The 21,114-nt window shown below is 51.8% G+C and carries 15 protein-coding genes; all 15 read right to left on the reverse strand.

All coding sequences use genetic code 11. The annotated features are described in order from the left end of the window. Positions 1 to 95: 95 nt before the first annotated feature. Complete coding sequence (gene spoIID / locus MHB80_RS27510; protein ID WP_341279902.1) at positions 96 to 1,277, reverse strand: stage II sporulation protein D; 1,182 nt, start codon at positions 1,275 to 1,277, stop codon at positions 96 to 98. A gap of 98 nt (positions 1,278 to 1,375) precedes the next feature. Beyond that, positions 1,376 to 2,548: an ABC transporter permease gene (locus MHB80_RS27515; RefSeq protein ID WP_341279903.1), complete on the reverse strand. Its 1,173-nt coding sequence runs from the start codon at positions 2,546 to 2,548 to the stop codon at positions 1,376 to 1,378. Beyond that, positions 2,490 to 3,248, reverse strand: a complete 759-nt coding sequence (locus tag MHB80_RS27520; protein ID WP_341279904.1) for an ABC transporter ATP-binding protein — start codon at positions 3,246 to 3,248, stop codon at positions 2,490 to 2,492. Before MHB80_RS27520 ends, MHB80_RS27515 begins: the two co-directional genes overlap by 59 nt. Beyond that, entirely contained in the window at positions 3,245 to 4,651 is a 1,407-nt protein-coding gene (locus MHB80_RS27525; RefSeq protein ID WP_341279905.1) for an efflux RND transporter periplasmic adaptor subunit, read from the reverse strand. The genes MHB80_RS27520 and MHB80_RS27525 overlap by 4 nt, the downstream gene beginning before the upstream one ends. Positions 4,652 to 4,858: 207 nt before the next feature. Next, positions 4,859 to 6,340 carry a glycoside hydrolase family 32 protein gene (locus MHB80_RS27530; RefSeq protein ID WP_341279906.1) on the reverse strand — a complete coding sequence of 494 codons (1,482 nt, stop codon included), beginning with the start codon at positions 6,338 to 6,340 and terminating at the stop codon, positions 4,859 to 4,861. A 25-nt stretch (positions 6,341 to 6,365) separates the two neighbouring features. Then, the gene (locus tag MHB80_RS27535) at positions 6,366 to 7,193 is read right to left on the reverse strand and encodes a carbohydrate ABC transporter permease (RefSeq protein ID WP_341279907.1); all 828 of its coding nucleotides are present in this window, start codon (positions 7,191 to 7,193) and stop codon (positions 6,366 to 6,368) included. Then, entirely contained in the window at positions 7,193 to 8,077 is an 885-nt protein-coding gene (locus MHB80_RS27540) for a sugar ABC transporter permease (protein ID WP_341279908.1), read from the reverse strand. Before MHB80_RS27540 ends, MHB80_RS27535 begins: the two co-directional genes overlap by 1 nt. Positions 8,078 to 8,180: 103 nt before the next feature. Beyond that, positions 8,181 to 9,524: an ABC transporter substrate-binding protein gene (locus tag MHB80_RS27545; protein WP_341279909.1), complete on the reverse strand. Its 1,344-nt coding sequence runs from the start codon at positions 9,522 to 9,524 to the stop codon at positions 8,181 to 8,183. 177 nt (positions 9,525 to 9,701) lie between these two features. Beyond that, positions 9,702 to 10,679 (reverse strand): LacI family DNA-binding transcriptional regulator, encoded by a 978-nt coding sequence (locus tag MHB80_RS27550; protein WP_341279910.1) that lies wholly within the window; start codon positions 10,677 to 10,679, stop codon positions 9,702 to 9,704. A gap of 179 nt (positions 10,680 to 10,858) precedes the next feature. Further along, positions 10,859 to 12,295 (reverse strand): UDP-N-acetylglucosamine 1-carboxyvinyltransferase, encoded by a 1,437-nt coding sequence (murA, locus tag MHB80_RS27555; protein WP_341279911.1) that lies wholly within the window; start codon positions 12,293 to 12,295, stop codon positions 10,859 to 10,861. Between the two features lie 311 nt (positions 12,296 to 12,606). After that, complete coding sequence (locus MHB80_RS27560) at positions 12,607 to 12,873, reverse strand: DUF1146 domain-containing protein (protein ID WP_341279912.1); 267 nt, start codon at positions 12,871 to 12,873, stop codon at positions 12,607 to 12,609. 70 nt (positions 12,874 to 12,943) lie between these two features. Beyond that, positions 12,944 to 15,484, reverse strand: coding sequence for a S8 family serine peptidase (locus MHB80_RS27565; protein WP_341279913.1), 2,541 nt, complete (start codon positions 15,482 to 15,484; stop codon positions 12,944 to 12,946). Positions 15,485 to 15,910: 426 nt separating this feature from the next. Further along, positions 15,911 to 17,425 carry a proton-conducting transporter membrane subunit gene (locus MHB80_RS27570; protein ID WP_341279914.1) on the reverse strand — a complete coding sequence of 505 codons (1,515 nt, stop codon included), beginning with the start codon at positions 17,423 to 17,425 and terminating at the stop codon, positions 15,911 to 15,913. A 4-nt stretch (positions 17,426 to 17,429) separates the two neighbouring features. After that, entirely contained in the window at positions 17,430 to 19,061 is a 1,632-nt protein-coding gene (locus tag MHB80_RS27575) for an NADH-quinone oxidoreductase subunit M (protein WP_341279915.1), read from the reverse strand. Position 19,062: 1 nt separating this feature from the next. Then, positions 19,063 to 20,928, reverse strand: coding sequence for a proton-conducting transporter membrane subunit (locus MHB80_RS27580; protein ID WP_341279916.1), 1,866 nt, complete (start codon positions 20,926 to 20,928; stop codon positions 19,063 to 19,065). Positions 20,929 to 21,114: the final 186 nt, after the last annotated feature.

A 21,114-nucleotide genomic window follows, 5' to 3' on the forward strand; every position in this document is an offset into this window, starting at 1 on the left:
TGCCAGATTCGCTAGGTTTATACGTGAGGGTATATGAAATGCCGGGTAAAAATATAGAGACTTTAAGATTTCGAAAAAGCCTGTGTTTAATGGAGCTAGGAGCGACCAAGCAGCGTTCCCGAGAACTTTGAAGCCTGCTCTACCAACGCACCCGTATAATAGTAGGTTAATATATCTTTCGCCGAATAGCCTAGCTTTGCCATGCCGTTCGCTCCCCATTGGCTCATGCCCACGCCATGTCCATACCCATAAGTTGTAATAGTAATGGCCCTATCGTTCATTTTCCATGTAAAGGCGGCTGAGGCTAGTCCCAATCGTTCGCGCACCTCGCGGCCAGTGAATACCGTTCCGGCGATTTCGATTTTGCTGATGCTTTTTCCTGCCGTTGCAGCTAATACCCGAATGGAGGGCTGAACCCTGCTCTCCTCCTGAAGGCCAAGCTTCTCATAAAATTGCGCCAGCGTCAGCTCCACGCTTTCTTTGTATCGCGGTGACAGCTCGATGTCCCATGGACTCGCGACGCTGCGCAAATAAGGAATCCCACTAGACCAATAGTCTTCGGAATTTTCCGTATACCCACTGCTTGTGGAGAAAAAAGCAGCCTGGATCGGCTCGCCATTATACGTGACGATTAGTCCCTCCGTCTGCTTCACCGCTTCATTCAGCTTTTTCATATTAGCTGTCTGCTTGGCTCCTTGCCAATGCTGCTTCAGCTGCGCGAGCGGCAAATAGGCCTGATGGGCAATCGTGTCCGTTACGTCTGCCTCTACATTCTCCACGCCGCTGTCATCACCAGAAGCGAGGCGGCGTACGATATAGGTGCGTGCAGCTATCGCCTGCGCCTTGAGCGCCTCCAGCTCAAAATCGGCCGGCATTTCCGCTGCGATAACGCCGCGCACATACTCCTCCAGCGGCAAGCTTTCCATGCGCTGTTCCTTCATCATATAGGTGCGTACGATGAGCCCGTTCAGCGCTCCTGTCGTTTTAGGCAATAGCCCGCCCATTTGCTGGGCGATAACGGCGCTGCCCGCTTCGACTTTATTCGCCCCGCTGCCGCTGCCCGTGCCAGGTGGCTCAAAAGCCATCCCCGCTGCCCCTTCCGGCTGGGCATTCGCTAGAGTCGCGGGTATGCGATCAGGTATGCCTCCAAGGGAAACTTTCATTAAAGCTACGGTAATGCCAAGCAATAGACCTATTGAAAAAACATGCACCCAGCGGCTGCTCTTCAAGCGTTGCAGCGCTTCTGACACTCTGCGTTCGATTCTCCCTCGTCTCATCCCTGCTCCTTCCGCTACCTTTTTATAGCAATGCCATCCTGCTTAACTGGATAGTCCATTCTATGAGCGGATTTAATAGGGTAGAACAGAAAGGAGAGCTAATCGTGGCGCAGCGCGTCGACTGGCTTCAGCCTCGAAGCTTTATTGGCCGGGAAAATGCCGAACACGATTCCGACAAAAGCAGAGAAGGCAAACGACAAAATGACCGTATTAAACGGAACGGAAGTATCCGTCCCATTCACCACCCCAATGACATAGGAGCCCAAATAACCGAACCCAATGCCAAGTGCGCCGCCCATGCCGCTAATGACAACAGCCTCTACAAGAAACTGGAACAAAATATCTCTGCGCTTTGCGCCCAGCGACTTGCGAATGCCAATTTCCCGCGTCCGCTCTGTAACGGACACCAGCATAATATTCATAACCCCGATGCCTCCTACGAGCAGCGTAATAGCCGCCACATAAAGCAGCATCGTGTTCATCGTCTCATTTACCGAATTAAGCGTCTCTACCGCATCCTGCTGGTTGAACACCCGGTAGCTGCTGTCATCACCCCTGAATTTTTCCAGCAGCTTTGCTTCGAGCGCTGCAACTGTTATATCCATCAGGTCAAGATCGGTCACCTTGAGAGCGACTGTACGCACACCGACACTATCAAAAAGCTTTTGCCCCGTCGTAATCGGAATAACCATTTTTTCATCGTTGGAGCCGGTGAGCGTGCTGCCCTTCGCCTCCAAAAGTCCGACGATTGTAAAACGGCTGCCGTTTACTTGAATCGTTTTGCCAACCGGGTCCTCTTCTTCAAACAGCTCCGTTGCCGTATCGACTCCGATTAATGCGACCTTCTGGGTATTTTTCACATCCATCGAGGCGATATATCTGCCGGACTGCACGCTAAAATCACTTACCTGCTCGTAGTCCGGCGTAATGCCCTCTACCGTGACACTCGTACTATTTTTCCCATACTTCACTGTTGCACTGCCGCTGACCGTTGGAGATACGCCTTCCACATTTGGAATATCAGCCAGAGCCATCGCATCGTCGAGTGAAAGGGAGGTTGCTGTTCCACGGCCCGTTATCGTAACCGACAAGGAATTGGTGCCCAGACTAGCTACCTGCTCCTCCACCTGCTTCGTCGAGCCTTGTCCCATCCCAACCAGCGCAATAACCGTCGCTACTCCGATCAGTATGCCAAGCATCGAGAGGGCCGTTCTAAGCTTGCTTGACAAGACGCTCTTGATCGCCATCCTGAACCCCTGCGTCAGCTTCATCCCGGTCCCTCCTTTCCTCGGTCAGCACGCCGTCCCGCATAATAACCGTCCGGCTTGCCCGATGAGCGACCTCCATATCATGCGTAATCAGCACAATCGTGTGGCCCTGCTGATTCAAGTCTTCCATAAGCTGCAGCACTTCCTGCCCCGTCTTCATATCGAGCGCTCCGGTCGGCTCATCCGCCAGCAAAATAGGCGGGTTTGTCGCCAGCGCCCGGGCGATGGCAACCCGCTGCTGCTGCCCACCCGACAGCTCACTCGGACGGTGATGCACCCGCTCTCCAAGCCCAACCTGCTCCAGCGCCTTCATCGCCATAGCTCTGCGCTGCTTGGCAGGCAATCCACGATAAATGAGCGGCAGCTCGCAATTTTCAAGCGCGGTAAGCCGTGGCAGCAGGTGAAAGCCTTGAAAAATAAACCCGATCTTCTTGTTGCGAATATCCGCCAGCTTATTCTCACTCATGCCTCTTACTTCAATGCCGTCCAGCTTGTAGCTGCCATCGGTCGGCGTATCCAGACAGCCGATGACATTCATCATCGTTGATTTTCCCGAGCCGGAAGGCCCGACAATGGCGACAAAATCGCCTTTCTCCACCTGAAAGGATACGCCTTTAAGAATCGTCACCGTTTCCCGACCCATCACATAATTTTTAACGAGATGGTTAATGTCGATTAAAATGCTGCTGCTTTTGCTGGTCATGGGCGCCCACCGCCTGCTCCGCCGCCAGTAAATCCGCCGCCACCTCCGCCGAATCCACCACCTGTTCCGCCGCCGAAGCCACCTGGCATCATGCCGCCTCCCATAGTCGCTTGATTTTGCTGTGTCGTCGTTGTCGTCATGCCAACTGTACCCTGCGGTGTTGGGATAAGCACCGAGTCGCCTTCATTCAGCCCTGAAATAATTTCCACATACGTCTCATCGCTGATTCCCGCTTCCACTTCCACTAGCTGCCCTTCCATCTGAACGCCGCCGCGCTGCATGCCTGTCGCACCTTGCGCTGTACCGTTCGTACCTGCTGCTCCTTGTGCACCATTCGCACCTTGAACACCCGCTGCGCCTTGCATCCCGCTCGCGCCTTGAGCGCCCTGAGCGCCCGGTGCACCTTGTCCTTGTGCGCCCGAATTACCTTGTGCCCCGCTCGCACCTTGCCCGCCTGCCGCACCCTGCGTGCTCGTTGGCACGCGAACGAAGGATTTGCCGCCACGTGCAATAACTGCGTCTACCGGTACAACGACGACATCATTTTTGGACTCCAGAATAATGTCCGCTTCCCCCGACATGCCCGTCATCACGCCAGCAATCGTATCAAGCGCAATCGTCACCTCATAGGCAGATACGCCATTCGATGCCGTACCCTCACGAGCCAGGCTGGCTACTTTGCCTTCGATCGTCTTGTCCGTCAGCGCGCTCAAATATACTTGCACCACTTGGCCTGTTTTGACCGACGGAATGTCCAGCTCATCGACCTGCACGACAAAATCAAGCAAATCATAATTGACGATAGACGCAATAACCGTATTCGCTACAACCTCGTCTCCAACGGAAACCTCGCTTTCCGTCACCTCGCCATCAATCGTCGCCACAACCTCCGTCACCTCTAGTTGATCTTCCCTCATGGTGCTCAGGCTGTCTTGGTTTTGCTTGATTTCCAGCGCCAGCATTTCCATATCCGTTTTGATGCTTTGCTGGGTCGCCAGTTCATCCTCCGTGCCCGCAGCTTCCTTATATTTGGTCTGATATTGCTCCATCTGCACCTGCTGCTTCTTAATGGAAAGCTCCGTCTGCTCAATCTGGCTATCGTAGTCCTTCTCGGATTCAAACGTTGCCAGCACTTGGCCTGCCTTCACTTTATCGCCGACTTTGAAGTTCAGCTTTGCAATCGTACCGGATACGCCGGACGTTACGGTTTCGCGAGAGTTGGCTTCTACACTGCCTGTCGCGCTTATTTTCAGCTCAATATTGCCCCGCGTCGCTTTCACCGTTTGCGAGGTTGCCGCCTGCACCGTCGCCGGCTGCCCCATCTTCAAATAATAATAGGCACCGCCTCCCCCGGCCGCGCCTACTACAAGGATAATACCAAGCCATAGCTTCCACTTTTTCATCGACTGCATTCCACCCTCCGACTGACATATTCGTGACGAATATAGCATGAAAAAATGAACGGAGAATGAACAAGCCCTGCAGGACAGTCGCCTAGCTAGTACCGTACTGTAAGAACCTTCATCATTTCGGCGGCTGAAAATAAAAAAGAGAACAGGACAAATCCCCCTGTCCTGTTCTTAAGCCTGGCCTTGCGCCAGTCACGCTCATTAAAGCTGGCGCTCGATATTCCATTTTTTCAATGAAACGAGTGTACTAGTTCCGCCCAAGGCAAAGGCTGCAATGCCTGTTGAGGCTTCGCCTGGGTAAATACGCCCGGTCATCACTTTTTCCCCGCCTTGGAGAAATACCTCAACGGACGATTGATCGACGAAAATCCGCAGCGAAAGATCGCCGCCTTCTGCCAGTGCAATGTCCGTCCTTCTTTCGCCGCCCTGCCCGATTCCGGAGCGATCCCGATTGAAGCGGAATAGCCCTTCCTCCGCATCATAAGCCAACACCGTCTCTTCTCCCGCCCCATTCGTCCGCAGCTTCAAACCGAACTCGCGAGCACTGCCGGTACGAAGCACTACTTCAAGCTCATAGCATTCGCCCTGGGCAGCAAGCAGCTGCTCGCCTGCAAGCTCCAGCCCGCTCAGCTCAAAGCTATCGCGGCGATACGCATTCAGCTCTTCCAGCGGCTGAAACAGCAGCTTCCTGTCGCTGCTGCGCAGCACAGCTTCACGTGGCAGCGTCATCGCCCCGGCCCAATAATGTCCGAGCTGGGTCGGAATTTCTTGCTCCCACGTTTCCATCCAGCCGATGACAATGCGCCGGCCTTGTGGATCTAATGCCGTTTGCGGCGCATAAAAATCAAAGCCGAAATCAACAGGGTCATAGCCGTCATACGAGAACGAGCCTGTCTCCGTATTTAATTTTCCTACCATATAAGTGGTCGAATGCAGATTGCGATAATGGTCACCTTGAGCTGGCATTCGCTGCGGCGACATTATCAGCACATCATAACCATCAAGCTCAAACAAATCGGGGCATTCCCAATTGTCGCCCATTTGTCCGTCGCTGCGCGCCATCTCGCCAACAAAGGCCCAATTCACGAGGTTTTGTGAACGGTAAAGCAAAATCAGGCCGTGCCCAGCGCCGTCATTCGAGCCAATGACTGTATAATAGAAGCCATCCCGAACAAACACCTTCGGATCGCGAAAATCTTTGCGGCTCGTTCCAGCCGGAATCTGCTCCAGCCCGAGCACCGGATTGCTCGCCAGCTTGGCAAATGTCACACCATCGCCTGATACCGCAATATTTTGCGTCTGATAATAGTCCGTATCCCCATTTGGCCCTGTCACCACATGCCCCGTATACATGAGATGAAGCTTGCCCTCATGAACGATCGCGCTTCCGGAGAAGCAGCCGCCGCTGTCATAAGGCTGGTCCGGCGCGAGCGCAGCAGGCGCATACTCCCAAGTAACCAAATCACGGCTAATCGCATGGCCCCAATGCATCGGCCCCCATGCCGGCTGATACGGATAATATTGATAAAACAAATGATAATGCCCATTATGAAAAATAAAACCGTTAGGGTCGTTCATCCAGCCGAATTCCGCCATCAAATGATAGCCAAGACGGTACTGCGGGCACAGCAGATGCTTTCTTTCCGCCACAAACTGCTCCGCATTTTCAAGCGTGTATAACATGTTCAATCATCCTATTCTTACGCGTTTATTTAATGGAGCCTTGCATGACGCCTTGAATAATAAATTTTTGTGCGAACAAATAGACGATGAGTATCGGCAAAATAGTCAGCAGCAGGCCAGCCATCAGCGGCCCGTAATCGACGGTATAGGTTCCATAGAAGTAAAAGGTCGAGAGCGGCAGCGTACGCTGCTCTGACGAAGTCAGCACAAGCGATGGAAGCAGAAAATCATTCCAAATCCACAGTACATTCAAAATCGCAATCGTCACCGACGTTGGCGCAAGTACCGGGAACACAATGCGGAAAAACGTCTGTGTCCGCGTACAGCCATCAATCATTGCGGCCTCCTCAAGCTCTGCCGGAATGCTTTTCACAAAACCATGATAAATGAATACCGCAAGCGGACTTCCGAAGCCGAGATACATATAAATCAGCGACCATTTGTTATCCAGCAAATGCAGATTTCCATACACCTTTACGAGCGGAATCATAATCGCCTGGAATGGGATAATCATCGCCGCTACCATCAGGAAAAACGTATATTGATTAAATTTGCTTTGATTTCTCACAAAGAAATGGGCAGTCATGGCCGCAAGCACCGAGATGAGCAGAACGCTCAGCACCGTAATAATAACCGTATTGGAAAATGCGGATACATAATTCATTTTCGTAAACGCTGACTCATAGTTAGCCAGATTGAAGCTGCCTGGCAGAGAAAGCGGCGAAGCGGTGATCGCTTTATTTTCCTTGAAGGAATTGACGATTAGCAAAATAAATGGAAAGACGAAGGCCACCAGGCCAACCAGCAAAACAATAAACTTGCTCCATTCCATAGAGGCTTTCAAACGTTTCATTAGGCCTCCACCTCCAGCTTCTTGCTGAAATACACTTGCAATAACGTAATGCCCGCTACGAGCAGGAACAGTACAAGCGCTTCCGCCTGCCCTACCCCATAATCTCTTGAGAGGAACGCTTTCTCATACACATGCATGGAGACCATTTCCGTGCTTTTGAACGGTCCGCCCTTCGTCAGCGTCAGGTTCAAATCGTAAACCATAAACGTGCGCTGCAGCGATAAAAATACACATACGATAAACGATGGCACCATAAGCGGCAAAATCATCGTCCGCAGCTTGCGGAATGCCGTTGCCCCGTCAATGCTGGCCGCCTCCATAATATCCTTCGGCACATTCATCAAGCCCGCTACGTATATGACCATCATATATCCGGCATATTGCCATACTGTGACAATAATAAGCGCGAAAAACGCTTTATCCGGATCAGCAAGCCAAGAGGTACCGAATACGGCAATTCCTGTTTTTTGTCCAATGGATACGAGAACGTTAGAGAAAATAAACTGCCATACGAATCCAAGCACAATGCCGCCGACCAAATTTGGAATGAAAAATCCAGCCCGGAAAAAGCTTTGGCCCTTCAAGCCGCTTGATAAAAAATACGCCAGCAAAAAGGCTACCACATTGACGAGCGCCACACTAATAATCACATATTTGAGCGTTAAATAAAATGACTTCCAGAATACCGCATCTTTCAACACATACGCATAGTTTTCAAAGCCAACCATTGTACTCGTCGTGGAAATGCCATCCCAATTCGTAAAGGTTAAATAAATGCCGTACAAAAACGGCACAATCATTACGGTGGCAAAAGCAAACAGGGTAGGCCCGGTGAACAACAGCCTAAGCCGAAGACGGCTCCAAAGTCCTTTTTCCGATATCATCGTTATCCCTCGCTAACGTTTCATGGAAGCGAAGCAATGGACAAGCCGCGTTCACCCGCCCATCGCCTCCTCTTCTAAGCTGTTGTTTGTAGTCTAGTTGACGCTACTTTACAGTCGTCCAGTATTCCTGAATTTCCTTGGCAAGCGTAGCGCGGTCAGCTGCTCCGGCCAAATATTTCTGCATCGAAGCTCCTACCTTGCTCCAGTGATCCGCAGGGAGCGCACTCATCGATTCCTCGATTTTGCCGCCAGAGATATACGCCCCAATCGACTTAGCAAGCGGATCTTGCGGCTCCAGTGTAATGTTTTTGAACGCAGGCACGATGTTCGCTTTATTGATCAGGAAGTCTTGGCCCTTCTCTTTGTAAACCATCCACTCCAGGAACGTTTTCGCTGCTGCCTGCTGCTCCGGCGTGCTTTTCTCCTTGTCTAGAACGAGACGTTTCGAGACAGCGGCGGAAATTTGCGTGTTGCCAAAATCATCTGGGTTGTTGCTGATCGGCACTGGCAGGAAGCCGTATGCGCCGCTTGCCGTATCAAAGCTGCTGATCTGCGGCCAAGCCCAGTTGCCCTGGAACCAAATGCCAACCTCACCTTTGCCCAGCACCTCAGGGCCCTTCTCATATGTGCCTGCGAGCGGAGAAGCTTTATCAATGTTGTGCTCCTTCATAATGTCGAACGTATCCATGAGGCCGTTAAACACTTTGTTGGTCGAAAGATCTACGCTTCCGCCCTTCAGATCGGTAATAAACTGGTTTACCACCGCTTTATCCGCTGATTGTCCAGCGTAAGCGAGCGGAAGGTAGTGGGCAGCAAGCGACCAATCCATTGGCGAGACGATTAGCGCACCCGTACCGGAGGCTTCGATCTTTTTAAACAAATCTTCCAGTGCCTGTGTCGTCGTAATGGTAGCCGGATCGAAGCTGCCGCTAACTGCTTTGTCTAAGACTGCTTTGTTGTAAATAAAACCATAGCCTTCAATCGAAAGCGGGAACGCGTAATTTTTGCCATCAAAGGTCGTCAGATCCGTGCTGCCGTCAACCTTGTCGGACATCCATTTTTCCCCGCTTAGATCGAGAATGCGATCCTTGAACTTCTCCACATCTCCTGTGTCCAGCATCGTGATTGTCGATGGGCTGTTTGCCGCATACAACGCGGATGCTTTCTCGAATGGAGACTGTCCTGCCGGAACAGGAACGATCTCCAGCGTAATAGTTGGATAGTCCTCTTTAAAGGCTTTAGCTGCATCTTCAAGCTGCGTTTGAATTTCCCCTTTGGAATTCAGCAATGTTATTTTCACTTCTCCTGAGGCGCTTCCGCTGTTTGCGCCGCCCTCAGCTGTGGATGAGTCTGCAGGCGTTGAGCCAGCATTGCCTCCGCACGCCGTTACGACTATAACCATTACCAAAGATACGAATAGAGCTTGCAAGCTTTTCCAAGATTTCATTTGTTCGTCCCCCGATTCTAAATAATAAATATTCTATGATGGAACCATTTTATAAACCGCTTTCATAACGTATTATAGTCCGTGCTAAAAAATATGTCAATCGTTTGACATGTCAAACGATTGACATTACAAACAAAAAATAAAAATCCCTTGTTGTATAAGGGATTTCAACCGTTCTTAAGTCGTCACTCTCTCCACCAGTTCAACATCCAAAACATACCGGTGCTCCAGCGGCTCATTGTTCATTTGCCGGATGATTGAATCAACTGCAACCCGCCCGATTTCGGCAATCGGCTGGCGAATTGTCGTTAGCGCCGGCGTTATCCAATTGGCCGCACTCACATCATCATAGCCAATTATTTTGATCTGCTCCGGAATAGACTTGTCCGCCTTGCGGCATTCCTTCACTGCGAAGGAAGCGATAATATCGCTTGTCGCAAACAGGCCATCGATTTCAGGATGCTCCGCAAACAGACGGCTCATAATCTGCTCATACTGCTGCTCGTCAAACACGTTCATATCCGTCTGAATAATAATCGGTTCGATCCCATTTGCAGCCATTACGTCACGGAAAGCAGCCGTTCGCTGGTTCGCCAGCAGCTGAAGCTCTAAATTCCCGCAAATATGCGCAATTTTTCTGCAGCCTTTGTCTACTAGCAGCTGTGCTGCGAGCCTGCCGCCCTTGTAATTGTCCGATGAAATAAACGGAATTTCCTCGCTGATCTGCCGATCTATCGTTACAATCGGGGAATGCAGCTCCTTATACTCCTTAACCTCAAGCGTGTGGCTGCCCATAATAATACCGTCTACTCGGTTGCGCTTGAGCATATCGATGTATTCCTTCTCCTTCACAGGATCAAGATGCGAGTTGCATAGCATAATTTTATAGCCTTTCTCGTAGGCATAACGTTCGACATGGCTCGCTAGCTCAGCGAAAAAGGGATGAGCCACGTTCGGAATAATAAGCCCGATGACATTGGATTGCTTGCGCAGCAAAGAACGTGCCAGCTCATTCGGCTGATAATTCAGCTCCTTCATCGTCTGGAACACCTTATTGCGGGTCGTCTCGCTAATGTACCCCCTGTTGTTTAATACGCGGGAGACCGTCGTTACCGATACTTTAGCCATCTTCGCGACATCATGAATAGTTGCCATAAAATCTCCTTCTCATTCCCAAAAAGTTATACGCTTTCAAACTGATCTTTCATCATACCACAAGAAGCCTATGGTCAAGAGGACAGCTTCAGCATGCTTAAATTCTAAAAAAAAGAGCTGTTCACATCGCCCCATCCGGCGCGTCTGCAAACAGCTCTGCTCTTATGCTTATTAAATGGTTAAGCCCAAGTAGGCTGAACCTTCAAAACCGTTGCTTCCTTCTCACGCTTGAAGCTAGAAGACGAATCCAGCTCCACTGCTGCTATAGCAGCGGCCGTTTCCTTCGCTTGTTCTACAGCAGCGACCGCTTTAGCTTGAAGTACATTTTCCACTTCAGCCGCCTGCAGCTCTTCCTCCTCCGCTTCAACGCGGTGAATAAGCGCTCCAAGCGAAGCCAGCTTGCCTGTAATATCTACATAACCGCGATCTACGTGGTGGATACCCGTTACTTCCGTCTCGCCATCCGCACGCAATGCTGCACAGATCAAGGCTGCGCCTGCACGCAGGTCCGTCGCACATACTTTCGCGCCAGTTAGCGGCATATTTCCGCTAACGATAGCGGAACGGCCTTCGATCTTAATATGCGCATTCATCTTCTGGAATTCTTCCACATGCATGAAGCGATTCTCAAATACCGTTTCGGTTACAACCGACGTACCTTCGGATACGAGCAAGAGCGCCATCATTTGCGATTGCATATCCGTCGGGAAGCCTGGATGCGGCAACGTCTTCACGTCTACCGACTTCAGCGGGTGATCCGCTTTAACCCGAATGCCGTTATCCGACTCCAGCACCTCGACGCCCATCTCTTGCAGCTTGGAAATGACCGGTGTCAAATGATCGCCAATCGCGCCTTCCACAAATACGTCGCCGCCTGTAATCGCTGCAGCAATCATATAAGTACCCGCTTCTACCCGATCAGGAATAACATGATGCGTCACACCGTGCAAGCTTTCAACGCCTTCAATGCGAATGAGTCCTGTGCCCGCGCCGCGAACCTTCGCGCCCATCGCGTTCAAATAATTGGCGAGGTCGACGATTTCCGGCTCCTTCGCGGCATTCTCAAGCAGCGTTGTGCCTTCTGCGAGTGCAGCAGCCATCATAATGTTCTCGGTAGCGCCTACGCTTGCTACGTCGAGATATATTTTTGCGCCCTTGAGACGCGTGCTTGTGCTTGCTTCAATGAAGCCGTGTCCGAGCGTAATTTCCGCTCCCATCGCTTCGAAGCCTTTCAAATGCTGATCAATCGGACGTGTGCCAATCGCGCAGCCGCCTGGAAGCGAAATACGCACCTTGCCGATTCGTGCAAGCAGCGGTCCCATAACAAGGAAGGAAGCACGCATTTTGCGAATCAGCTCATAGGGCGCCTCATAAGAAGCAATTGTTCCCGCCGATATTCTCATTGTTGTATCTTGATACGATATCGTTGCGCCTAATGATGCCAATACCTTCTGTATAGTCATGACATCGTCGAGGAGGGGAACGTCACAGATGACGCTGTCTCCTTCCGTCGCAAGTAAAGAGGCTGCTAGAATGGGGAGTACTGCATTTTTTGCACCGCTGACACGTACCGTTCCCGATAAACGCTTGCCTCCGCGGACGATAATTTTGGTCATCTTATGGTTCCCTCCGCGAACTGAATTTCTGTCTCTCGCTTTAAAATTATTGTTTAAAAGTGAAAAATTCCCGTCTTAATCCAAACTCCATATTAACACTTATCTACACTAATCGACAAGCTTTAAATTTCCGTGTAACCGCAGCATTTAAAGCAGCCCTATCCTGACCCTAACATCTTATGCTGAACGATGCTTTTAGGTGTTGCCCTGCCTGATACTGGAACAAAATTCCCGCACTTGTATAGCGTTCGGAAGCGGGCGGGATTTTCAGTCCGTCATGTACTACCCATTGTTAACATATTCCGCTCTCGTTATTCGACAAAACTCTTCAGCATTGTCGTCCAAGACCAGTAATCCAAAATGAAGCTGGCAAATGCGTGCCCGAGTATGACAGCAATAACCGCCTGCAACATGCGAGCCTTCGGGCTGCGGGGAAAAGCAAAAAATGCTTCCCATTTCAGCTCCTGCATAATAAACCATATAAGTATAATGCTAACGAGCGTTACAACAATGGAGAACAGTCCCGTTACTCCTGTGGCTGTCTGCATGCTGTTCAACATATCCTGAGTCAAACCCATCTGTGCTCCAAATGCCTCCTTCTATTCACCTTAAGTTCCGGTGTGCCGCCTGTTTACTCCTTTACTAAGGCTACTGCACGAGCAGCCGCTCTTTAGTAAATGGCCCCCCTCTGCTTTCCAGGGCAGGGTCCTCCATTCCAAACATGCGGCGTGCTTCATCGCCTCCCGCTTCGCTTACCGGGAGCTGCTGCTCAGTCATCGCAGCAGCTCCAGAAACTGCATTTTTGACCGTGACCTTGAAGCGGTAATATTGCTTGTCGAAGGGCTCATTGGCTGTCAGTTTAAAATAATAAACGCCAGCAGGAAGCCGCTTGTTTTTCACTTCGAGCTTGCCTGTGCTGCCTGTTTTCTGTGCAAACAGCTGCTGCTGCTTTTTATCGTATGCTATGACTTGCATTACCTTTCCTGACGGAACATTAAACACTTGCAAATCAATTTGGCTCGCTTTGGTGAGGCGCAGCTGGAACCAATCGACATCGGTGCTGCTGTCAATGACACCTACATACTCTGTACCGCTGCGTATGCTCAAGCCTTCGTAATACTGATTGTTTGGCTCGTTAGGATCATCGTATTTCGGCACATAATTAATTTTAAGCGTGTACTGTCCAATAACGGGGCTGGCCTCAGACGAAATCGCATTATGCACACGAATATAATATTTCCCGGGTGTTACTGTCAAGATAGGCGAGATTTCAGCTTGGCCTTCCGACTCCTCGTCATAGGTCCGAAGCGATTGTCCGGCGCGCTGAATTGCAAGGCCTGGATCAATTCGCGCTGTATTCCCTTCCAAGGTAAGGCGCAGCGTGCCGCTTTGCTTGAAGGTAATCGCATACCAGTCGCGATCCGCCTTCTGATGGAAGTTGCCCACTACCGTCTGGCTGCGCGGCGACAAAGCGAATGCTTCATACGTCTGGTCATTCGATTCATAAGCATCAGGCTTCATGATAAAAGAGGAGTCCAGCAAATAAGGCTGGCGGGCGCCGTTATCGCTGTTCATAAACTGGACGCCTATTTTTTGCGTCCCTTTCTTTACCGTGAACTCGGCATTGCCACTGGCAAGCTTCGTCGTATACGTATTTTTTTGGACACCGTTCACATAATGCAGCAGCCGAATTGGCGGAATCGCGGCTCCAGATTCTGTGAGCGACTGGTATTTCATCGTGAGCTTGCCGTCATACGGAGCCTCCACCGTATACCAGTCGATATCCTTGCCCGTATTCAGAACGGCAGATATTTGCTTGTTCAAGGGTAGAAGCGCAGCCGTGCCCCTCGTGTCATTCGGCTCAAAGCCGTCGGCATTAACTGGTGTGCTCAATGCTTTATCAATTTGCAGCAGCCCGTAGCCTGTGCGATTGTCGAAGCCAGACTGGCCAATGTTGCGCGTCGTTTGGCGCAGCAGCTCCCTGACTTGATACGTTTTGAGCTTCGGATAACTGGCCCAGATGAGTGCCGCCGCCGCAGCCACCTGAGGAGCAGCCATCGACGTGCCCTCCTCCTTCTTATAGCTCCCGCCTACCGCCGTCGTATAAACGTTCCAGGCTGCTGACAAATCCAGCTCCGTACCGGGATTCGAACGCAAATCTGGCGAATTGTCAGCCTTCACGCCGCCAACGGCAAGCACCGTCGAATAAGCGGCAGGGTATTTTACAACAGCCATGCCTTCGAGCGACTGACCGTCATTGCCCGCGGCCGCTACTAGCAGCACCCCTTTGCTTTCGGCATAGTTTACAATGTCCTGCATATAAGGAGAATAACGATATAATCCGACGGAGAGCACGACGATTTTGGCTTGCTTGCGCACGGCGTACAAAATCGCTTCGCCCAAATCCTGCTCCGTGCCATCGCCATTATGATCAAGCGCCTTGATCGGCATCAGCTTCGCTTTCCACAAAATGCCGGACACGCCAATGCCATTGTTGCCAGATGCGGCGATCACTCCGGCCACGCTTGTCCCGTGGCCGTTATTATCCTCAGGCGGCATGTCCGTATCGATCAAGTTGATGCCGGGGACGAGATTTTTCTTGAGATCGGGATGGTCGAGATCGATGCCCGTATCGACAATCGCGATTGTCAGCGCGGTTTGCTCGCGCACGGTTTTCCAAGCGGCTAGCGCGCCGATCTGCTTGAGATAGCTTTGCTTCGCAAGCTCGGGGTCGCTGGCCGCCACTTTTGGCGCAGCGGCGGCTGCAAGGGCCGAAGCCTCGCCGGCGGCAGCTTCGGCTGGAGGGCTGTCGTCCGCCTGCTGTGCGGCGGACAGCTCTAAGGCGTGCACCCGACCATTCGGGTGCACGTATTCGACGCCCGGCGTGCTTCGCAGCCGGCGCAGCCATGCTTCGACGTCCGCCGATGCCTCGGCCGGACGTACGACGTCGACCGCCGCCTCAGCCTGGCGGCGGATCACGAGCGTCCCGCGCAGCTCAGCTGCTTGCGCGGGGTCGCTCCATTTGAGGAGCCAGCTTTGCGGCGGCTCCTCTTTAGCACTTGGGGCGGCGTCAATGCGCTCCGCCGCCAAGGGCACTGCGGCGGGTACAACGCCGCAGAGCAACATAATCGCCAGCAGCGCAGCAAGCTGGCGGCGCAAACTGCGGAACCTACCATGATTAAGCTTCATGTTATTATTCTGCCTTTGCATTCGTATTTTTCTCGCACTTTGCATTCGTAATTTTCTCATGCTTTTCATACATGCTTTTCATTTGCGCTCTTCATTCGCACTTCGCACTTGCACTTGCACTTGCACTTGCACTCCGCACTTCGCACTTGCACTCCGCACTTCGCACTTGCACTCCGCACTTCGCACTTGCACTCCGCACTTGCACTTCGCACTCATTCTTGCCCGCAATAAACATCTATTTAATGCCGTTGTATCCGCTAACTCTCTCATTCTAATACCGTTGAATCTGCTAACTCTCCCCTGTAACTTTCGCGCTTCGAGCAGACTTGTCCTTGTTCTCGCTTAAGATAACGACTAGAGACCCCGCTTGCAGGAATCCATACTGTCTTCTTACCCAGTAGGGGCCCTTCCAATCAGCAGTCCCAGCTACTTCATCAGCAAGCCTGGGAACAAGCCCAGCACGACAAGAGTAACGGCGCAAATCGCAATACCCACAGAAGCGGCAAGGGGAAGCGGAAGCGTCCGCTCGTCGCTGCCTGTTCTCATGAACATTTGCCGGATGAAGCCGAAATAAGCATAGGCGGCCGCCAGACTGCACACAGCCATGACGCCCAGCAGCCAATAGGCCTCTGCTGCGGTGCTGCCCAGCCAAATATACACTTTAGCAAAAAAGCCTCCTGTAACGGGCATTCCTGCAAGCGACAGAACGAAAACAGTCATAGCCGCCGCGAGCCAAGGTGACCGATGATACAAGCCAGCCAGACCGCTGAGCTTGCCATGCCCCACCGCTTTCTGAACGACTGCCAAAACTGCCGTAGCCCCAAACATCGCCAGCATATACACAGAGAATTGATAGACGAGCGGTGCCAATGAGCTGCTGTAAACAGGTGCAAGACTAAGCGCAACCGGAACAAGCAAATAACCGCTGTTGATGACGCTCGCCCAGCCCAATATATGAGCAGCCTGCTTTTGTCTCAGCAGGGCGACCGTGCCCCAAGCTATTTGGCTGGCTGCAATTGCCTGCAAGCCGATATAGGCGCTATTGAAACCCAATAGTTGAACAATTCCCATTTCATGGAGCAAGTGAAATAATACAGCGGCAGTTGCCCCTTGGCCTGCTATCGTCAGAAATATTGCGCCAGCCATATAAGAGAAGCTTGTGCTTTTATTCTCATCGTTTGATACCCAGATGCCAAATGGCAGAGCTGCCACTTTAACGCCCAAACCACATGCCATCAGCAAAATAGCTATGTAGACAAGTGAAGCATACGGCTTCAAATCAGAAATGCCCGCGCGAATAGCAGAAAAGTCCAGCTCTCCAGTAAAACCATAAATATAAGACATGCCGAACAGCAGCAGGGCAGTAGCGACACCGGAACGAGCCGAGAAGCGCAATGCCGGGCGCCCGGGCCGCGAAAGCTGCTTATAGCGCTTGTCTAACGAGGCAAAAATCAAGCTGAGCGCCGCCAAGCTAAATAGCTCAAGTCCAACATACAATGTAATCAGATTGGAAGGCGTCAGCATCAGACGAATACCAAGCAGGGCTGCAGGAATATAAAAATAATGGTTGATACGCTGCTCCCGCTCTTCTCCGAGGCTGAGCAGCACCACTACGATTGCGCCCGCAATAGCCAGCAGAAACATTAGGCTTTCCGTATTCAAGGCAAGATACGTGATTCCCGCGACTCCGCCGGTCTGTCTGCCTGCTGCAATCGCTATCGCCGCCTCTGCATCATTCGCTAACATGCGCCATAAAGCGGCCGCAAATACGATGGCCAGCCAAGGCAGCATCAGCCCGCCTGACGGCGCTCCCTTTCGGTTCCACAAGCGAAACCGGTAACCAGCAGCCAGCATAACCAGCAGCAAAAGGAGGAGCAGCTCCGGAATAAGCTGCACCGTACCCAACCAAAACTGCGACCCCAGCGCTTCACTATTTGTCATGAGCCTATCCCTCCATCCTGCCTGACAGCAGCTGACTATAAAGCCCCGTAATGCTTTGCTGCACCGTATCCGTTAAAAATGACGGGAAGCAGCCCAGAAGGACGATAAAGGCAAGCAATATAATCATCGGCATCGCCTCAATGAAGCGGGCGTCCTTGAAAGCGCTATGCCGCTCATCAATCGGTCCGAAGATTACGCTCAGCAGGCCTCTCAGCATGTAAACCGCAGTGAGCACGATTCCTGGTATTGCGGCAGCTGCGAGCCATGGCAGCGTGTCGAACAAGCCGAGCAGCGACAGCAAAATCCCGGGAAAGCCAGCTAGGCCGGGAATGCCGATAAGCGACAGCACGGCGGCCATAAGCATGCCGCAAATAAACGGAAGCGAGCGGGCCAAGCCGCCAAGCTCGGATATCACCGTCGTTTTAGCCCTCTCCTGCAAGCTGCCGACAACGAGCCACAGCAGGGCAAAGCATAAGCTGACCGCCATGAGCTGAAAGATCGTCCCTTGCAGCCCAATCTCATTAAAGGCGGCGATACCCAGCCAAATGAATCCCATTTGGCTAAGTGAAGCGTAAGCAAGCAGCTGCCTCATATCTGTTTGGCGCAGCGCCAGCAAAGCACCATACAGAAGCTGAATAATACCGATAGCCGCTATGGCTGGGGCCATTTTCTCCGCTTGCTCTGGAAACAAAAATACCCCATAACGCAGCAGTCCATAAGCCCCAGCAGCCGGAAGCAGCCCTGAAATAATCATCGCTACCGATATTGGCGCACTGGCCTGCGCTTTCATAAGCCAGCTATGAACGGGCAGAAGCGGCATAAGCAGCCCGAAACCAATAAGCTGCAAAATAAACAGCACCATCCTCACACCTTCGGACAATGGCTCAGTGGCTCCCCTATGTTGTACCTCTTGGCTCATTGCCGTTTCTCCTGCAAGCAGTCCATGGGCGATTCCCCCGTATCCCCCGCTGTATACCGTCTGGAGCTGCTCGCCAGCCTTTTCTACACGAAGACCCGCCGTACAGGTCAAAATGAGGAATACGACAAGCAGCAGCATGGAACTGAGTCCAGCCCCTGCCAATAGCCGATTCGCCGTACGCTCGCTATCCGGATTGCCCCAAATGCCAACCAGAAAATAAAGAGCGACGATCGCAGCCTGTAAAAATACAATAAACAGCAAAACATCTCTGGCGATAAAAAGCCCCATCAGTGAAGCTTCCAACCATAGCAGCCAAAAATAAAACGCTTTGCGCCGCTTTCTAAGCTGAACAGCTGTCACAACAGCAAGCCCTGTCACTAGGGCGGCAGCGAGCAGCAAGGGCAGCGAGAGCCCGTCTACCGCAACCGCATAGGAGAAGGATAATTTTGCTTCGCTATATGCTTGTCCTGCTGATATAGCAAAAGGAAGCGGAATTTCAATCCACGGATGCTGCTCCGCATAAGCGCCGCCTCCCTGCTGCTGATTAAACGTCGCATATAAAAAAGCGGCAAACAGCAGCGGAAGCAGCGCCGCAAGCACTGCAAGCGACTGCAACGCTCGTCCTTGCCCTGCTGGAACGAGCAGTACAAGCAGCATCCCGGCGGCAGGGGTCAGCCACATCAAAGACAAAAGCGGCAGCTCTGTCAAAAATGCCATTTTACCACTCCCCCTTTGCTGCCATGATGATGATCGTGATGACCAGGCCGAGTATGATCGCCAGTCCCATCCCTCGAATCGTACTGCGAGCGCTCCAGCTCACAGCCAGCCTCCCCATCGCATACAATAGCTGAGCCGCCAGCTTGGGCAGCGCGCCCATAGCTTGCTCAATCGCTGCTAATACCGCTCCAGCGGCGGCAAACGGCCGCTGAAGCGCACTCGCTTTACCTGCCGCCCATCCGGTAGAAGCATCCCAAAGCTTCGTTTCTTCAGACAGCAGCTCGCTCGTTTCTCTTTTGTTTTTAAGCCATCCAAGCCAAGCTCCGCCTAGAAGAATCGCCACAGCAGCCAGCATCAATACTACGGACATACTGCCCGGCCTGCCAGCCGCTTCTCCATCGAGCCATCGTTCAGGCAAGCTGCCCCAGACCAATTGAAAGAAGCTTGAAAGGACAACGATTATGGCAAGTGCAGCAATCGAATAGCTCATAAGGCGCGAACGCTTTTGCCCTCGATCAAGTATTGCTGCTGCAGCCAAGCGCGGCTTGCCTTCAAATATAAGAAAATACATGCGGGACATGTAAGCTGCTGTCAAAAGCAGTACAAGCATGATCGCAGCTAGCCATACGATATGCCGCTCCGATGCTTCCACCCAAATAGACTGCTGCAGCCAGAAGCCCGTAAGAGGGGGAATCCCGCATAAAGCCAAGCCGCCAATTAAAAACGTCCACGCTGCAAGAGGCATATGCTTGCGCAAGCCGCCCATGCCCCTTATATCCGTTGTTCCAACTGTCCGCAATAGATAGCCTGCTGCCAGTACGAGCAGCGTTTTGACAATCGCATGGACCAGCACATAAAGCATACTGCTCGTAGCTGCCCCGATAGCAAGCGAAAGCTGAACGACCCCTAACTGGCTAATCGTCGAATAAATCATTACTTTATTTATATCTCGCTCCATTAGCGCCCTTACAGCAGCGTAGACCGCTGTCACAACGCCAATATAGAGCGCTGCCTTCGTTACGGCTGGAGCCAATTGGAAAATTTCTGTCGTTTTGTACAGAAGCAGCGCTCCGGACATCATGCCGGCTCCTTGCAGCAGCGCGCTCGCTGGAGCAGGGGCTTGTTCCGCACTAATTAACCAAGCGTAAAGCGGAAACTGCGCAGCCATTCCAGCCGCTCCAAGCAGCAGCAAGCTCGCGATCAGCAGCGTCATATTTTTTGCAATCGCACCGGATTGGCCTTCAAATACATTATGTATAGCAGCAAAATCGAGCGCATGCTCCGGCATGAACCAGAACAGCAGCAGCAGCGCAAGCAGCAGCCCCGCACTAGCTATACGCATCATTATAAAAGCTCTATTGGCAGCGGCTCGCGCTGCACTCTTCGCGTACCAGAAGCCAAACAACAAAAATAGGCTGACGGAGGCCAGCTCCCAAAACAAATAAAAGGCGAGTAAGTTATCTGCAAGAGTAAGCGCTAGCAGCGAGAAGGTGCATAAGGATAAATAGCTGTAAAACACCGTCAAGCGTTCATCCTTTTTCATGTAACCAGCGGTATAAACATGAACAAGAACGCTCAGCAAGCTGACACCTACCAGCAGCAGCGCGCTCATATTGGTAACTTCAAATCCAATTCGCAGTGTAAAGCGATCTATAGAAATCCAGTTAAAGCTATCATTATAATCGACCGCCCCCTCGCGGAACCGCTCGATACATACCAGAAGCGACAACAGCAGCGAGGCAGCTGCGCCTCCCGTTCCAACAAAGACACCTGCAGGATGAGACCCTCGGCCAAGTGCCATCAGGATCAAAAAAGCAGCAAGCGGCAGCAGCGGAATAAGAAAAGCAGCCTCGGCATACATTTGCATCTGCTACGATCACCTCCTGTCCAACTATTGTTCACGATTAGAGACTGCGACGCAAGGTGAAACGGCTGTCGCCGTCCTTTGGCGGCGCGGCGCGTTTCAGCCCGAGAAATATAAGCCTATTTATAGGTGTGAAACTTATAAAATCTTATATTTAAATAAAGTACCGCCAATTTGTTGACAAAAGCG

The sequence above is a fragment of the Paenibacillus sp. FSL H8-0537 genome (assembly GCF_038051995.1).
Lineage (GTDB): Bacteria > Bacillota > Bacilli > Paenibacillales > Paenibacillaceae > Pristimantibacillus.

Bases quoted from the DNA above. Each gene is read 5' to 3' on its own strand.
- MHB80_RS27570 (WP_341279914.1), bottom strand. From the start codon at position 17,425: ATGACAAATAGTGAAGCGCTGGGGTCGCAGTTTTGGTTGGGTACGGTG.
- MHB80_RS27525 (WP_341279905.1), bottom strand. From the start codon at position 4,651: ATGAAAAAGTGGAAGCTATGGCTTGGTATTATCCTTGTAGTAGGCGCG.
- MHB80_RS27580 (WP_341279916.1), bottom strand. From the start codon at position 20,928: ATGCAAATGTATGCCGAGGCTGCTTTTCTTATTCCGCTGCTGCCGCTT.
- MHB80_RS27575 (WP_341279915.1), bottom strand. From the start codon at position 19,061: ATGGCATTTTTGACAGAGCTGCCGCTTTTGTCTTTGATGTGGCTGACC.
- MHB80_RS27515 (WP_341279903.1), bottom strand. From the start codon at position 2,548: ATGAAGCTGACGCAGGGGTTCAGGATGGCGATCAAGAGCGTCTTGTCA.
- spoIID (WP_341279902.1), bottom strand. From the start codon at position 1,277: ATGAGACGAGGGAGAATCGAACGCAGAGTGTCAGAAGCGCTGCAACGC.
- MHB80_RS27530 (WP_341279906.1), bottom strand. From the start codon at position 6,340: ATGTTATACACGCTTGAAAATGCGGAGCAGTTTGTGGCGGAAAGAAAG.
- MHB80_RS27520 (WP_341279904.1), bottom strand. From the start codon at position 3,248: ATGACCAGCAAAAGCAGCAGCATTTTAATCGACATTAACCATCTCGTT.
- MHB80_RS27535 (WP_341279907.1), bottom strand. From the start codon at position 7,193: ATGAAACGTTTGAAAGCCTCTATGGAATGGAGCAAGTTTATTGTTTTG.
- MHB80_RS27545 (WP_341279909.1), bottom strand. From the start codon at position 9,524: ATGAAATCTTGGAAAAGCTTGCAAGCTCTATTCGTATCTTTGGTAATG.
- MHB80_RS27560 (WP_341279912.1), bottom strand. From the start codon at position 12,873: ATGGGTTTGACTCAGGATATGTTGAACAGCATGCAGACAGCCACAGGA.
- MHB80_RS27565 (WP_341279913.1), bottom strand. From the start codon at position 15,484: ATGAAGCTTAATCATGGTAGGTTCCGCAGTTTGCGCCGCCAGCTTGCT.
- MHB80_RS27550 (WP_341279910.1), bottom strand. From the start codon at position 10,679: ATGGCAACTATTCATGATGTCGCGAAGATGGCTAAAGTATCGGTAACG.
- MHB80_RS27540 (WP_341279908.1), bottom strand. From the start codon at position 8,077: ATGATATCGGAAAAAGGACTTTGGAGCCGTCTTCGGCTTAGGCTGTTG.
- murA (WP_341279911.1), bottom strand. From the start codon at position 12,295: ATGACCAAAATTATCGTCCGCGGAGGCAAGCGTTTATCGGGAACGGTA.